This is a genomic window from Streptomyces scabichelini (assembly GCF_011045015.1).
GTDB lineage: Bacteria > Actinomycetota > Actinomycetes > Streptomycetales > Streptomycetaceae > Streptomyces > Streptomyces scabichelini.
The window spans coordinates 21,105-34,758 of the sequence record NZ_JAAKZY010000106.1 but is presented as its reverse complement, the minus strand read 5'-3'; the positions used below and the strand labels follow the sequence as shown (position 1 = coordinate 34,758).

The window sequence follows — 13,654 nt, the reverse complement described above, 5'->3', positions numbered from 1 at the left end:
CCCTACCCCCGCCCCTACGACCTGGCACATCCCGCCGACGGCCGGTGAGAAGCGCGTACGGCCGCCCGCGACCTCCCGCTGTGCGGGCGGTCGTACGCTTACCGCTGTGGAGGACGCCAACGCAGACATGACGGCCACGACGGACACCCTCGATGCCCCTGAGTCTCCCGACTCTCCCGACTCCCCCGACACCCCGCAGTTGCGCCCTCAGTCGCTCGTGCTCGCCTTCTTCGGCAACCACGTCCTCGACGAGGGCGACCTGTGCGTGTACTCGGGCAGCATCATCGACGTACTCGCCCGGGTCGGGACGGGAGAGCAGGCCGTACGGTCAACACTGACCCGCATGGTCAACCGGGGCCTGCTGCGGCGTCAGCGCGAGGGCCGCAAGATGTTCTTCGGCCTCACCCCGCAGGCGGTCCGCATCCTCGAGGACGGCGGGCAGCGCATCTGGCGGGACGGCGCGGTCAACGAGGACTGGGACGGCACCTGGACGCTGCTCGGCTTCTCCTTCCCGGAGTCCTGGCAGCGCCAGCGCCACGACCTGCGCTCGCAGCTCACCTGGTCGGGGTTCGGCGCGCTCTACAGCGGACTGTGGATCGCGCCGGGCCGGGTCGACGTCCACGGCATCGTCTCGGAGCTGGGTCTCGCCTCCCACGTCAAGGTCTTCCACGCGCGCGCCGACGAGTTCACCGACGTCGGCCTGATGATCCGCGAGAGCTGGGACCTGGAGAGCGTCGCCTCCCGGTACTCCGCCTTCGACAAGCGGTGGAGCGCCGGCGACGGCGTCGCCTCCGCCGACCCCATCGCCACCCGGCTCCGCCTGGTCGCCGAGTGGCTGCGGATCATTCGTACGGACCCGAGGCTCCCGGTCCAGCACCTCCCCGCGGAGTGGCCTGCCCGCCAGGCCCAGGAGACGTTCCGGCGCATCGCGCGGGAGACGGCGGAGTCGGCTGGGCGAATGGCACGGGAGCTTTTGGAGACGACTCCCTTGCGCTCTGCTTGAAGTGCGGTTCGGTGCTTGCGGATGCCGTGGGTACCGCGGGGTGCTCAAGGCGCGGGGTGCGCGCGCCGACGAATGTCATGTGAAGATCGCGTTCCTTATCAACAACGCCTACGGCATCGGCGGCACCATCCGCTCGACGGCGAACCTCTCGGCGGCCTTCGCCGACCGGCACGACGTCGAGGTCGTCAGCGTGCACCGCGTCCGGGACGAACCGGCGCTCCCGTTCGACCCGCGGGTGCGGCTGACCTCGCTGATCGACATGCGCGAGGACACCACGAAGCTGCCCTGCACGGCCCTCCAGGGCGAGCGCGTCGGCGGCTACCTCAAGTACACCGACGCCGATGTGGTGATCGGCACCCGCCCGGACCTCAACGGCCATCTCGCCCGCGACGGCAGGCACCGGTACCTGCGGATCGGCCAGGAGCACCTGAGCCTCGACGCCCACAGTGAGCAGCTGCGCGAACGCCAGAACAGAGCCGTCGCGGATCTCGACGCCTTCGTCACCGTGTCCGAGGCGGACGCCGCGCAGTACCGCGCCGCGCTCCCCGAGGTGGCGACGACGATCGTGTGCATCCCCAACGGCGTGCGCACCCCGGCCGTCGCCGCCTCGTCCCTGGACTCCGACGTCATCGTGGCGGCCGGACGCCTGATCGCCGTCAAGCGATACGACCGGCTGATCTCGGCCTTCGCGAAGGTCGCCGCGGAACATCCGGCCGTGACCCTGCGGATCTACGGGCGGGGCCCGGAGAAGGCGAGGCTGCGGGAGCAGATCGACCGGCTCGGGCTGTACGACCGCGCGTTCCTCATGGGGCCCGTCTCGCCCATCGAGACCGAGTGGGCCAAGGGTGCGATCGCGGTCGTCTCCTCCGACATGGAGTCCTTCGGCATGACGATCGTCGAGGCCATGCACTGCGGGGTCCCGGTCGTCGCGACCGACTGCCCCCACGGCCCCGGCGAGATCATCACGGACGGGCAGGACGGACTGCTCGTACCGCTCTCCGGCGACGTCGACGCCCTCGCCGACGCACTGAAACGACTCGTCGCGGACCCGGCACTCCACAGCCGGCTCGCCGCCGGGACCCGGGAGAAGGCGGCGGCTTACGCTCCCTCCGTCATCGCCCGCCGCTACGAAGCCCTCATCGACGACCTGGGCGGGCGGCGTCGTACGCGGATCGGTGGGAGCGCGGCCCTGCTCCGTCGGCTGAGCCGCATCGTCCGTCCGCGCCCGGCATCGCCCACCGCCCTCCCGGAGCGCACCCCGCGGCCCGCCGCGCACGCCCGCGCGACACCCGAAGGCGGCCTGACCGTCCTGCTGAACAGGGCCGAACTGCCCGCAGGGCCACACGACTTCGTCCTGCGCCTGCGCCGCGACCCCGACAAGAGGGAGGCCCGCATCCCGGTGCTCCCGGCCGCGGACTCCCCGGACACGGCCGCCCGCGTCACCCTGCACCGGGCGGAGCACAGCCTCGCCGAGGGGCGCTGGGACTGTTACGTCACCCCGCGCGCCACCGGCCCGCGCCCCCGCACCCGCCTGGCCGCCCGGCTCGTCGAGCAGGCGCCCCTGCTGCGGCGACCGCCCACCGCCGGCGAAGCGGGCGTGAGCGCGTGGATCCCGTACACCACCGTCGACGGCTTCCTGGCCCTGCGCACCTGGCTGCGGCCCGCCCACGCCGAGGTCGACGGGATCGAGGTCGGCGAGCGGTCGGTCTCCGTCACCGTGACGCTGCACGGCGCCACCGGCCTCGCGTCAGGGGCAGGGGTGGGGGCCGTGGTGCAGGCGGTGTCCCGGACCGACCGGGCGTACGACTTCTGCGTGCCGGTCTTCGCTGTGCCCGGCCGGGCAGCGGGTGCGGACCGCCTCCGGTTCACGGTCCCGTACGACGAGGCCATGGCGCGGCGAGGCATGGAGCAGGATCTGTGGGATCTGCGGCTGGTGACCGCCACGGGGACGGGGCCCGTTCCGGTGGGCCGGATCGGCGGGGACGTGGTGGCGCGCAAGAAGACGGATGTCGTGCCGGCGGTCGTCCTCGGCCACCCGGAGCGCGGTCGCACCCGGGTCAGGCCGTACTTCACCGCCACCAACGATCTGGCCCTGAGCGCCCGCGACATCGAGGAGGAATGAGGGCCGGCGACATCGAGGACGAGTGAGGCCGGCTGTTTGCGCCGGCCAGTGAGGCCGGCTGTTGACGCTGGCCAGGGAGGGCGGGCTCTTTGCGTCGGCCAGTGATGGTCGGCTCTTTGCGCCGGCCGCTCAGTTCTTGCGGCGGCCTATCAGGCGGGGCTTGGCCTCCAGGCCGTCCAGGCCGTGCCAGGCCAGGTTCACCAGATGGGCGGCCACCTCGGCCTTCTTGGGGCGGCGGACGTCCAGCCACCACTGGCCCGTCAGGGCGACCATGCCGACCAGGGCCTGCGCGTACAGCGGGGCGAGCTTCGGGTCGAAGCCGCGCCTCTTGAACTCGCGGCCCAGGATGTCCTCGACCTGCGTGGCGATGTCGGAGATCAGCGAGGCGAAGGAACCCGTGGACTGCGGGATGGGGGAGTCGCGGACGAGGATGCGGAAACCGTCCGTGTACTCCTCGATGTAGTCGAGGAGGGCGAAGGCGGCCTGTTCGCAGAGTTCGCGGGGGTGGCCCGCGGTGAGGGAGCTCGTCACCATGTCGAGGAGGCGCCGCATCTCACGGTCCACCACCACCGCGTACAGACCCTCCTTGCCGCCGAAGTGCTCGTAGACGACGGGCTTGGAGACGCCGGCCTTCGCCGCGATCTCCTCCACCGATGTCGCCTCGAACCCCTTCGTGGCGAAGAGGGTGCGGCCGATCTCCAGCAGTTGAGCCCGGCGTTCCGCACCGGTCATCCGGGTACGGCGGGCGCGCCGTGGTTTTTCATTGCTCGAGGATGCGCTGGAGTCGGTCGCCACGCCGTCAATCATGCAGCCTCGGCGGTCTCCGTCTTGCCTCGGGCGCCCTTCCCGTCCGGGTTCCGGCGGGAATCGATACGGGAGCGTGACGGCCAGCGCACGTCGTACGCCCAGCCGAGCTGCTCGAACCAGCGGATGATCCGCGCCGAGGAGTCCAGCTGACCGCGCTCAACGCCGTGGCGGGCGGACGTCGGGTCGGCGTGGTGCAGGTTGTGCCAGGACTCGCCGCAGGACAGCACGGCCAGCCACCACACGTTGCCCGAACGGTCACGCGACTTGAAGGGGCGCTTGCCCACCGCGTGGCAGATCGAGTTGATGGACCAGGTGACGTGGTGCAGCAGCGCCACCCGGACGAGTGAGCCCCAGAAGAACGCCGTGAAGGCTCCCCACCAGGACATCGTCACCAGACCGCCGATCAGCGCCGGCAGCGCCAGCGAGAGCAGGGTCCACAGAATGAACTGGCGGGAGATCGCACGGATCGCCCCGTCCCTGATCAGATCCGGCGCGTACTTGTCCTGCGGCGTCTGCTCCTCGTCGAACATCCAGCCGATGTGCGCCCACCACAGGCCCTTCATCAGGGCCGGAACGGTCTCGCCGAAGCGCCACGGCGAGTGCGGGTCACCCTCGGCGTCGGAGAACTTGTGGTGCTTGCGGTGGTCGGCGACCCAGCGGACCAGCGGGCCCTCCACCGCCATCGAGCCCGCGATTGCCAGCGCGATCCGCAGGGGCCGCTTCGCCTTGAAGGAGCCGTGCGTGAAGTAGCGGTGGAAACCGATGGTGATGCCGTGGCAGCCGAGGTAGTAGAAGAACACCAGCAGACCGAGGTCCAGCCAGCTCACCCCCCAGCCCCAGGCCAGCGGCACCGCCGCGAGCAGGGCGAGAAACGGGACGGTGATGAAGAGGAGGAGCGTGATCTGCTCGAGCGAGCGCTTCTGCTCGCCGCCCAGGGTGGCGGAGGGGAGCGAGGTGTCGTTGTTCGCCTTCGGGGCGTCGTCGATCACATCGGAGCTTGTGGTCATGGGGCGTCCCCTGTGGGGTTCGTGGATTGAGACGATGCCGGATGTACGGGCATACGGTTCCTTATGTCATGCCTACGGTTCCGTAACCTACGGCGTCGTAAGTATGGCAGTGCGCAGCCCGGCGGCAAGAGGCCGAGAGACTGCGCCTCCGCATCGAGACCTATCCTGGAATCGGTCGGACAGCGCGGTCCGCTCTGTTTCTTAACTTCCCTGATGCCCTCTTGCTATGCGGCCACCGCCGCCGCAGGCCTACGGGCCCACCTTCAGCCGAGCCTCAGACGTCCTTCACCACTGCAAGGAGCCGCACCTGTGAGCAGTGCCGACGACCGGACCACCACGACCAGCAGTGAGCTGCGCGCCGACATCCGCCGCCTGGGCGACCTGCTGGGCGAGACCCTCGTACGCCAGGAGGGCCCTGAGCTCCTCGAACTGGTCGAGAGGGTGCGCCGCCTCACCCGCGAGAACGGCGAGGCCGCCGCCGAGCTGCTGCGCGGCACGGAACTGGAGACCGCGGCCAAGCTGGTCCGCGCCTTCTCCACGTACTTCCACCTGGCGAACGTCACCGAACAGGTGCACCGCGGCCGCGAGCTGCGCGCCAGGCGGGCCGCCGAGGGCGGACTCCTCGCCCGTACCGCGGACCGGCTCAAGGACGCCGACCCCGAGCACCTGCGCGCGACCGTACGGCACCTGAATGTTCGCCCGGTCTTCACCGCGCACCCGACGGAGGCCGCCCGCCGCTCGGTCCTGAACAAGCTGCGCAGGATCGCCGCGCTCCTCGAGACCCCCGTCATCGAGGCGGACCGGCGCCGCTACGACACCCGCCTCGCCGAGAACATCGACCTCGTCTGGCAGACGGACGAGCTGCGGGTCGTACGCCCCGAGCCCGCGGACGAGGCCCGCAACGCGATCTACTACCTGGACGAACTGCACGCCGGCGCCGTCGGGGACGTACTCGAAGACCTCACCGCCGAGCTGGAGCGCGTCGGCGTCGTCCTGCCCGACGAGACCCGCCCGCTGACCTTCGGCACCTGGATCGGCGGCGACCGCGACGGCAACCCGAACGTCACCCCCGACGTGACCTGGGACGTGCTGATCCTCCAGCACGAGCACGGCATCAACGACGCCCTGGAGATGATCGACGAGCTGCGCGGCTTCCTCTCCAACTCCATCCGTTACTCGGGCGCGACGGAGGAACTGCTGGAGTCCCTCCAGGCCGACCTCGAAGCCCTCCCGGAGATCAGCCCCCGCTACAAGCGCCTCAACGCCGAGGAGCCCTACCGCCTCAAGGCGACCTGCATCCGGCAGAAGCTGGAGAACACCAAGCAGCGCCTCGCCAAGGGCACTCCGCACGAGCCGGGCCGGGACTACCTCGGCACCTCGCACCTCATCCGCGACCTCACGCTGATCCAGACGTCCCTGCGCGAACACCGCGGCGCGCTCTTCGCCGACGGCCGCATGAACCGCACGATCCGCACGCTGGCCGCGTTCGGTCTCCAGCTGGCCACCATGGACGTACGGGAGCACGCGGACGCCCACCACTACGCGCTCGGCCAGCTCTTCGACCGGCTCGGCGAGGAATCGTGGCGTTACGAGGACATGCCGCGCGAGTACCGGCACAAGCTGCTCGCCAAGGAACTGCGCTCCCGCAGGCCGCTCGCGCCGACTCCGGCCCCGCTGGACGCGGCCGGACAGAAGACCCTCGGTGTCTTCGGGACGGTCAAGCGGGCGCTCGAGGTGTTCGGGCCCGAGGTGATCGAGTCGTACATCATCTCGATGTGCCAGGGCGCGGACGACGTGTTCGCCGCCGCCGTGCTCGCCCGCGAGGCCGGGCTGATGGATCTGCACGCGGGCTGGGCGAAGATCGGCATCGTGCCGCTGCTTGAGACGACGGACGAGCTGCGCGCGGCCGACACCATCCTGGAGGACATGCTCGCCGACCCCTCCTACCGGCGGCTCGTGGCGCTGCGCGGCGATGTCCAGGAGGTCATGCTCGGCTACAGCGACTCCTCCAAGTTCGGCGGTATCACCACCTCCCAGTGGGAGATCCACCGGGCGCAGCGGCGCCTGCGCGACGTCGCCCACCGCTACGGCGTACGGCTTCGGCTCTTCCACGGCCGCGGCGGCACCGTCGGCCGTGGCGGCGGCCCCACGCACGACGCGATCCTCGCCCAGCCCTGGGGCACCCTCGAGGGCGAGATCAAGGTCACCGAGCAGGGCGAGGTCATCTCCGACAAGTACCTGATCCCCTCGCTCGCCCGCGAGAACCTGGAACTGTCCGTCGCCGCCACCCTTCAGGCCTCCGCCCTGCACACGGCCCCGCGCCAGCCCGGCGAGGCACTGGCCCGCTGGGACGCCGCGATGGACGTCGTCTCCGACGCCGCTCACGCCGCCTACCGGCGACTGGTCGAGGACCCGGACCTGCCCGCGTACTTCTTTGCCTCCACCCCCGTGGACCAGCTCGCCGACCTGCACCTCGGCTCCCGGCCCTCCCGGCGGCCCGACTCCGGTGCGGGGCTCGATGGGCTGCGGGCCATCCCGTGGGTGTTCGGCTGGACGCAGTCGCGGCAGATCGTGCCGGGCTGGTTCGGCGTCGGCTCCGGGCTGAAGGCGCTGCGCGAGGCCGGCCTGGACTCCGTCCTGGAGGAGATGCACGAGCAGTGGCACTTCTTCCGCAACTTCATCTCCAACGTCGAGATGACCCTCGCCAAGACGGACCTGCGGATCGCCCGCCACTACGTCGACACCCTCGTCCCCGACGACCTCAAGCACGTCTTCGAGACGATCGAGGCCGAACATCGGCTGACCCTGCGGGAGATCCTGCGGATCACCGGCGAACAGGAACTCCTCGACTCCCAGCCGGTCCTGAAGCAGACCTTCACCATCCGCGACGCCTACCTGGACCCGATCTCCTACCTCCAGGTCGCCCTGCTCAAGCGCCAGCGGGACGCGGCGGCTTCCGGCGCGGCTCCGGATCCGCTCCTGTCGAGGGCTCTGCTGCTGACGGTGAACGGGGTGGCGGCGGGGTTGCGCAACACGGGGTGAGGGTGTTTCGGGGGCCAGGCCCCCGAACCCCCGCTCCTCAAACGCCGGAGGGGCTGACTTTCAGCCCGTCCGGCGTTTGAGGACGAACCCCCTCACAGCGCCACGAACGCCGCCGTGACCAGCGCAAACCCCGCGCCCCCCAGCACCCACGCAAGCTGAGGCATCCGCAACCCACCCGCCACCACCAGCGAAGCAAGCAGCAACGCACCACCGAGCGGAACCCACGCATAAAGCAGCCCGCCGGGCCCCGCACGGACCACCTCGTTGCTGCCCGGCTTGACCACCACCGCGTACGTCTTGCCCTTCTTCGCCACCACCGTGCTCGAAATGGTGACCCGGTCACGAGGGGTGGACCCCTCGGACACCGGCGCGTACGAGCCCGTACAGCGATCGTCCGCGCACCGAGTGACCGTCATCGTGCCGCGCTCGCGGCCCTTCGTGAGCATCACGTGCTGGGCGGTGCTCCAGGAGGCCCAGACGCCGGCGATCAGCAGAAGCACCGCGACCGTCCCCATCGCCGCGAGCCGCCCGAACCGCAACGCCGTGGTCGCGCTCTGGCTGGAGGTGAGGGCAGACATGGCGGCGATCCTTGGCCATGGGGTCACCTGAAGTCAATGTCGGCTGGGCGGGAACCAGAGACGGGGGAGCCCAACGTTCTTATGGTGAACGGGAGATGAGACGGCAGGCGTACGACGAGACGACAGCCGATCTGCGGGCGGGTCCGGGCCCCGGCCTCGCCATCCACGAGTGCTACTGGGGCGACGCCTTCGGACTCCCCGACGGCGCGGGCGGCAGCACCCTGCCAGGAGCCACCGCCCCCACGGCGGACAGCACCCGTGACGAACCGCTCGCTACAGAGTCGCCCTCCACAGAAGCACCCTCCACAGAACTGCCTTCCACAGCCCCGGACACCGCCACCTGGGAGAAGCTCTACACAGACCCCCTGGCGCCACTGCGGCGCACCGACGACGGGACGTTCCGCGAGCCTCCACACCGTCCCGCCCTCGCACCCCGACGTGCTCACACCCGCCCTCGCCTGGCTGGACACCCACGCACAGCGAAGCAGCGCCCAACCCGTCCTGCACGCCCTCGCCGCCTACGAACCCGCCGCACCTCACCGCGCCGAACTCCAGGCCCTCGCCGGCCAATGGGCCGAAGCCAACCCGGACACCGACGCCGACGCCGACGACATCCCGGCCTTCCCCGCCGACCAGGAGTTGGCCGGCTAGGAGTTGTACGTCCCCTGCGCCCGCTCCAGCCCGTCGATCACCAGACACTCCACCGCATCGGCCGCCCGGTCCACGAAGTAGTCCAGCTCCTTGCGCTCCGCCGACGAGAAGTCCTTCAGCACGTAATCGGCGACCTGCATACGCCCCGGAGGACGCCCGATCCCGAACCGCACCCGGTGATAGTCGGAACCCATCACCTTCGTCATCGACTTCAGCCCGTTGTGACCGTTGTCGCCACCGCCGAGCTTCAGCCGCAGCACGCCGTAATCGATATCCAGCTCGTCATGAATGGCGACGATGTTCGCGACCGGCACCTTGTAGAAATCCCGCAGGGCGTTCACCGGACCACCCGACAGATTCATGTACGACATCGGCTTGGCCACCACCACCCGCCGACTCCCGGGACCCGGCGGACCGATCCGCCCCTCGACCACCTGCGCCTGAGCCTTCCCCGCCCGCTTGAACTTGCCCCCGACCCGCCCGGCCAGCAGATCGGCCACCATGAACCCCACGTTGTGCCGGTTCATCGCGTACTCGGGCCCTGGATTGCCCAGCCCCACCAGCAGCCAGGGGGCACCAGCGTCGCTCGTCACGTGCATGTCTCCTTCATACGCGCCGACCGCCGCTCCCGGAGGAACGGCGGTCGGCGAAACGACGACGGTGAGGGATCAGGCCTCGGCGGTCTCGCCTTCGCCCTCGGCCTCGCCCGTGGCCTCCTCCGCCTGCGCGGCCAGAACCTGCAGAACGACAGCATCCTCGTCGATCGCCAGCGTCGTACCGGCAGGCAGCGGGACATCCTTCGCGAGAATGGAGTCACCGGCCGCCAGGCCCTCGATGGACACGGTCACCGACTCCGGAATGTGCGTGGCCTCGGCCTCGACCGGCAGCGCGTTCAGCACGTGCTCGACAAGGTAGGCACCCGGAGCCAGGTCGCCCTCGGTGTGGACGTAGATGTCGACGTTGACCTTCTCGCCACTGCGCACGAGAAGCAGGTCGACGTGCTCCAGGAAACCCTTGATGGCGTCACGCTGGACGGCCTTCGGGATCGCCAGCCGGGTCTTGCCCTCGATGTCCAGGGACAGCAGAACGTTCGGCGTACGCAGAGCCAGCAGCAGATCATGGCCCGGCAGCGTGACATGCACCGTCTCGCCACCGTGGCCGTACAGAACGCCCGGGACCTTGCTCTCACGGCGGATACGACGTGCGGCACCCTTGCCGAACTCCGTACGGGTCTCGGCGGCGAGCTTCACCTCGGCCATGCTCATCACTCCTCGTAGATAGGGGGAAAGTGGTCACCCGGCCATACATCGGCCTGCTACGAAGAGCGCGTCGATAACGGACCGCCGTACACAGCGCCTTTCACAACGCCGTACGGCCTCCCTCGCCGAGCAACTGTGACAGCTTACGCGGCGGGAAGGCCGTACCAGAAATCGATCATCAGGCCTGCGAGCGGCCAGGCCTACTGCTCCTCGAACAGGCTCGTCACCGAACCGTCCTCGAAGACCTCACGCACCGCGCTCGCGATCGTCGGCGCGATCGACAACACCGTGATCTTGTCCAGCTGCAGATCACTCGCCGAAGGCAGCGTGTTCGTGAAGATGAACTCGCTGACCTTCGAGTTCTTCAGACGATCCGCGGCCGGACCCGACAGCACACCATGCGTGGCCGTCACGATCACATCCTCCGCACCATGTGCGAAGAGCGCGTCCGCCGCCCCACAGATCGTGCCACCCGTGTCGATCATGTCGTCGACCAGGACGCAGACCCGGCCCTCCACATCACCCACGACCTCATGGACAGTGACCTGATTGGCCACGTCCTTGTCGCGACGCTTGTGCACGATCGCCAGCGGCGCGCCAAGACGGTCACACCAGCGGTCCGCCACCCGCACCCGGCCCGCATCCGGCGAGACCACCGTCAGCTTGTCGCGGGCCACCTTCTTACCCACGTAGTCCGCGAGGAGCGGGAGCGCGAAGAGATGGTCGACCGGGCCGTCGAAGAAGCCCTGGATCTGGTCGGTGTGCAGATCGACCGTGAGTATGCGGTCGGCGCCGGCCGTCTTCATCATGTCCGCGATCAGACGCGCCGAAATGGGTTCACGTCCGCGGTGCTTCTTGTCCTGCCGGGCGTAACCGTAGAAGGGCACGATGACGGTGACGCTCCGAGCGGAAGCCCGCTTCAGAGCGTCGATCATGATCAACTGCTCCATGATCCACTGATTGATCGGAGCCGTGTGGCTCTGGATCACGAAGCAGTCAGCACCTCGCGCCGACTCCTCATAACGGACATAGATCTCGCCGTTCGCAAAGTCGAAGGCCTTCGTCGGGACAACCCCGACACCCAGCTGCTGGGCGACCTCCTCGGCAAGCTCGGGGTGGGCGCGGCCGGAGAAGAACATCAACTTCTTCTCGCCGGTCGTCTTGATCCCGGTCACAGCACTGTCTCCTCAGAGGTGTCTCAGCCGGTCGTCGAGCGATTAACTCGGAGCTCTCAGCTGGGTGTGCGGATGTGCACCTATCACGGTACGCCGTCGCAGACGTGCCGATTTCCGGTCACCTTTCACTTTCGGCCTCCCGAGAAGCCACCTCCGCCGCCTTCGCGGCCGCACTCCCCGGACGCTTCCGCGCCACCCAGCCCTCGATATTCCGCTGCTGACCACGGGCCACGGCCAGCGAACCGGGCGGCACATCCTTCGTGATGACCGAACCCGCCGCGGTGTACGCACCATCCCCGACCGTGACAGGTGCCACAAACATGTTGTCGCAACCCGTACGGCAATGCGACCCCACCGTCGTGTGGTGCTTCTCCTGCCCGTCGTAGTTCACGAACACGCTCGCGGCACCGATGTTGGAGTACTCGCCGATCGTCGCATCACCCACGTACGACAGATGTGGAACCTTCGTCCCCTCGCCGATCGACGCGTTCTTCGTCTCGACGTACGTACCCACCTTGGCCTTCAGCCCGAGCCGCGTACCCGGACGCAGATACGCGAACGGCCCCACATTCGCCTGCGGCCCCACCTCGGCACCGTCCGCCACCGTGTTGTCCACGCGGGCCCCCGCACCGACCTGCGTGTCCTTCAACCGCGAGTTGGGACCGACCTCCGCACCCTCACCGAGATGCGTGGCGCCATGCAGCTGCGTACCCGGGTGCACGATCGCGTCCTGCTCGAACGTGACGGTGGCGTCGATCCAGGTGGTCGCCGGGTCGACGACCGTCACCCCGGCGAGCATGGCCCGATGGAGAAGCCGGTCGTTGAAGATGCGACGGGCCTCCGCCAGCTGCACGCGGTTGTTGATCCCCGCGATCTCGCGATGATCACCGGCCACGGACGCCCCGACACGATGCCCGGCCTCGCGCAGAATGCCGAGCACGTCCGTGAGGTACTCCTCACCCTGACTGTTGTCGGTCCGCACCTTCCCGAGCGCGTCCGCGAGCAGCTGCCCGTCGAAGGCGAAGACACCCGAATTGATCTCACGGATCGCCCGCTGCGACTCGCTCGCGTCCTTGTGCTCGACGATCGCCGTCACGGCCCCCGAGGCCCCGTCGCGCACGATGCGGCCGTAACCCGTCGCGTCCGGAACCTCGGCAGTCAGCACGGTGACGGCATTCCCGTCGGCAGAGTGCGTGGCCGCGAGGTGGCGGAGCGTTTCACCACTGAGCAGGGGAGTGTCCCCGCAGACCACGACCACGGTCCCGTCGACACCGCCGCCCAGCTCCTCCAGCCCCATGCGCACGGCGTGCCCGGTGCCGTTCTGCTCCGCCTGCACGGCCGTACGCACCCTCGGGTCGATCTCCCCGAGATGCGCGGCGACCTTCTCCCGCGCGTGCCCCACGACGACGACCAGCTGCTCGGGCTCCAACTCCCGCGCGGCGGCGAGCACATGCCCCACAAGGGAACGGCCACAGATGTCGTGCAGAACCTTCGGTGTGGCCGACTTCATACGGGTGCCCTCACCCGCTGCAAGAACGACTACGGCTGCCGGGCGAATGGCGCTCACGGGTTTGCCCTTCGGCTTCGATGACTGCGATGTCTTACTGGAATGTCTTTGGGGTGCGGACATCGGCAGGATACCGGGGCGTTGTGCGGGGGAAATGTGAGCGGGGCCTGACTTGGTGGTCAGGCCCCGGACCGAGCAAGGCTCCCCCGCCAGGACTCGAACCCGGACAGATGGCACCAAAAGCCACAGTGCTGCCAATTACACCACGGGGGACTGAACCCGGCCGAACCGGACATTCGGCCAGGTCGCCGGGCAGGCACCCAACACTATGCCGCACCAGGCACCTTCCACACGACGATACAAGCTGGTGGATCTCCTTGTTGTGGACCCCGGAGCTCGTCGCGGATCTGGCGGCGGCCGAGCCCTGAGGGATTCCGGCCGGTTTCGTTTCTGTTCGATTGCGCTGTGTGGTGTAGGCCAGTGCGGGAAACTCGCCGGAAAAC

The 13,654-nt window shown here is 69.1% G+C and carries 11 protein-coding genes and 1 tRNA gene; 4 read left to right on the top strand and 8 right to left on the bottom strand.

From position 1 onward, the window contains the following. Positions 1 to 106 precede the first annotated feature (106 nt). Both G5C60_RS28895 and G5C60_RS28890 read left to right on the top strand, forming a co-directional pair. Positions 107 to 1,003: a PaaX family transcriptional regulator gene (locus tag G5C60_RS28895; RefSeq protein WP_420907419.1), complete on the top strand. Its 897-nt coding sequence runs from the start codon at positions 107 to 109 to the stop codon at positions 1,001 to 1,003. A 79-nt stretch (positions 1,004 to 1,082) separates the two neighbouring features. Further along, on the top strand, positions 1,083 to 3,125 hold the full coding sequence (locus G5C60_RS28890) for a glycosyltransferase (RefSeq protein WP_165263873.1): 2,043 nt from the start codon (positions 1,083 to 1,085) through the stop codon (positions 3,123 to 3,125). 129 nt (positions 3,126 to 3,254) lie between these two features. Here G5C60_RS28890 and G5C60_RS28885 read toward each other — a convergent pair whose 3' ends face one another. After that, entirely contained in the window at positions 3,255 to 3,932 is a 678-nt protein-coding gene (locus G5C60_RS28885; RefSeq protein ID WP_165263872.1) for a TetR/AcrR family transcriptional regulator, read from the bottom strand. Further along, a complete protein-coding gene (locus tag G5C60_RS28880; protein ID WP_165263871.1) occupies positions 3,929 to 4,939 on the bottom strand; it encodes an acyl-CoA desaturase in 1,011 nt (336 codons plus the stop codon). Before G5C60_RS28880 ends, G5C60_RS28885 begins: the two co-directional genes overlap by 4 nt. A 309-nt stretch (positions 4,940 to 5,248) precedes the next feature. On the opposite strand from G5C60_RS28880, the gene ppc reads away from it, so the two are divergent. Next, positions 5,249 to 7,981, top strand: a complete 2,733-nt coding sequence (ppc, locus tag G5C60_RS28875; RefSeq protein WP_165263870.1) for a phosphoenolpyruvate carboxylase — start codon at positions 5,249 to 5,251, stop codon at positions 7,979 to 7,981. Between the two features lie 92 nt (positions 7,982 to 8,073). Here the strand turns inward: ppc and G5C60_RS28870 are convergent, their stop codons facing one another. After that, on the bottom strand, positions 8,074 to 8,559 hold the full coding sequence (locus tag G5C60_RS28870; RefSeq protein ID WP_165263869.1) for a hypothetical protein: 486 nt from the start codon (positions 8,557 to 8,559) through the stop codon (positions 8,074 to 8,076). Between the two features lie 438 nt (positions 8,560 to 8,997). Between G5C60_RS28870 and G5C60_RS28865 the strand changes: the two genes are divergently transcribed. Further along, positions 8,998 to 9,210 carry a hypothetical protein gene (locus tag G5C60_RS28865; RefSeq protein WP_165263868.1) on the top strand — a complete coding sequence of 71 codons (213 nt, stop codon included), beginning with the start codon at positions 8,998 to 9,000 and terminating at the stop codon, positions 9,208 to 9,210. On the opposite strand, the gene pth is transcribed toward G5C60_RS28865, so the two are convergent. The 5 genes from pth to G5C60_RS28840 all read right to left on the bottom strand — a co-directional run bounded on the left by pth (position 9,207) and on the right by G5C60_RS28840 (position 13,424). Then, a complete protein-coding gene (pth, locus tag G5C60_RS28860) occupies positions 9,207 to 9,809 on the bottom strand; it encodes an aminoacyl-tRNA hydrolase (RefSeq protein WP_165263867.1) in 603 nt (200 codons plus the stop codon). The two genes, G5C60_RS28865 and pth, sit on opposite strands and share 4 nt — an antisense overlap. Positions 9,810 to 9,878: 69 nt before the next feature. Continuing rightward, entirely contained in the window at positions 9,879 to 10,469 is a 591-nt protein-coding gene (locus G5C60_RS28855) for a 50S ribosomal protein L25/general stress protein Ctc (protein WP_165263866.1), read from the bottom strand. 200 nt (positions 10,470 to 10,669) lie between these two features. Further along, entirely contained in the window at positions 10,670 to 11,644 is a 975-nt protein-coding gene (locus G5C60_RS28850; protein ID WP_165263865.1) for a ribose-phosphate diphosphokinase, read from the bottom strand. Between the two features lie 118 nt (positions 11,645 to 11,762). Beyond that, on the bottom strand, positions 11,763 to 13,211 hold the full coding sequence (gene glmU / locus G5C60_RS28845) for a bifunctional UDP-N-acetylglucosamine diphosphorylase/glucosamine-1-phosphate N-acetyltransferase GlmU (protein WP_165263864.1): 1,449 nt from the start codon (positions 13,209 to 13,211) through the stop codon (positions 11,763 to 11,765). A gap of 141 nt (positions 13,212 to 13,352) precedes the next feature. After that, a tRNA-Gln gene (locus G5C60_RS28840) sits at positions 13,353 to 13,424 on the bottom strand. Positions 13,425 to 13,654: the final 230 nt, after the last annotated feature.

Bases quoted from the DNA above. Each gene is read 5' to 3' on its own strand.
- G5C60_RS28885 (WP_165263872.1), bottom strand. From the start codon at position 3,932: ATGATTGACGGCGTGGCGACCGACTCCAGCGCATCCTCGAGCAATGAA.
- G5C60_RS28870 (WP_165263869.1), bottom strand. From the start codon at position 8,559: ATGTCTGCCCTCACCTCCAGCCAGAGCGCGACCACGGCGTTGCGGTTC.
- G5C60_RS28855 (WP_165263866.1), bottom strand. From the start codon at position 10,469: ATGGCCGAGGTGAAGCTCGCCGCCGAGACCCGTACGGAGTTCGGCAAG.
- pth (WP_165263867.1), bottom strand. From the start codon at position 9,809: ATGCACGTGACGAGCGACGCTGGTGCCCCCTGGCTGCTGGTGGGGCTG.
- G5C60_RS28880 (WP_165263871.1), bottom strand. From the start codon at position 4,939: ATGACCACAAGCTCCGATGTGATCGACGACGCCCCGAAGGCGAACAAC.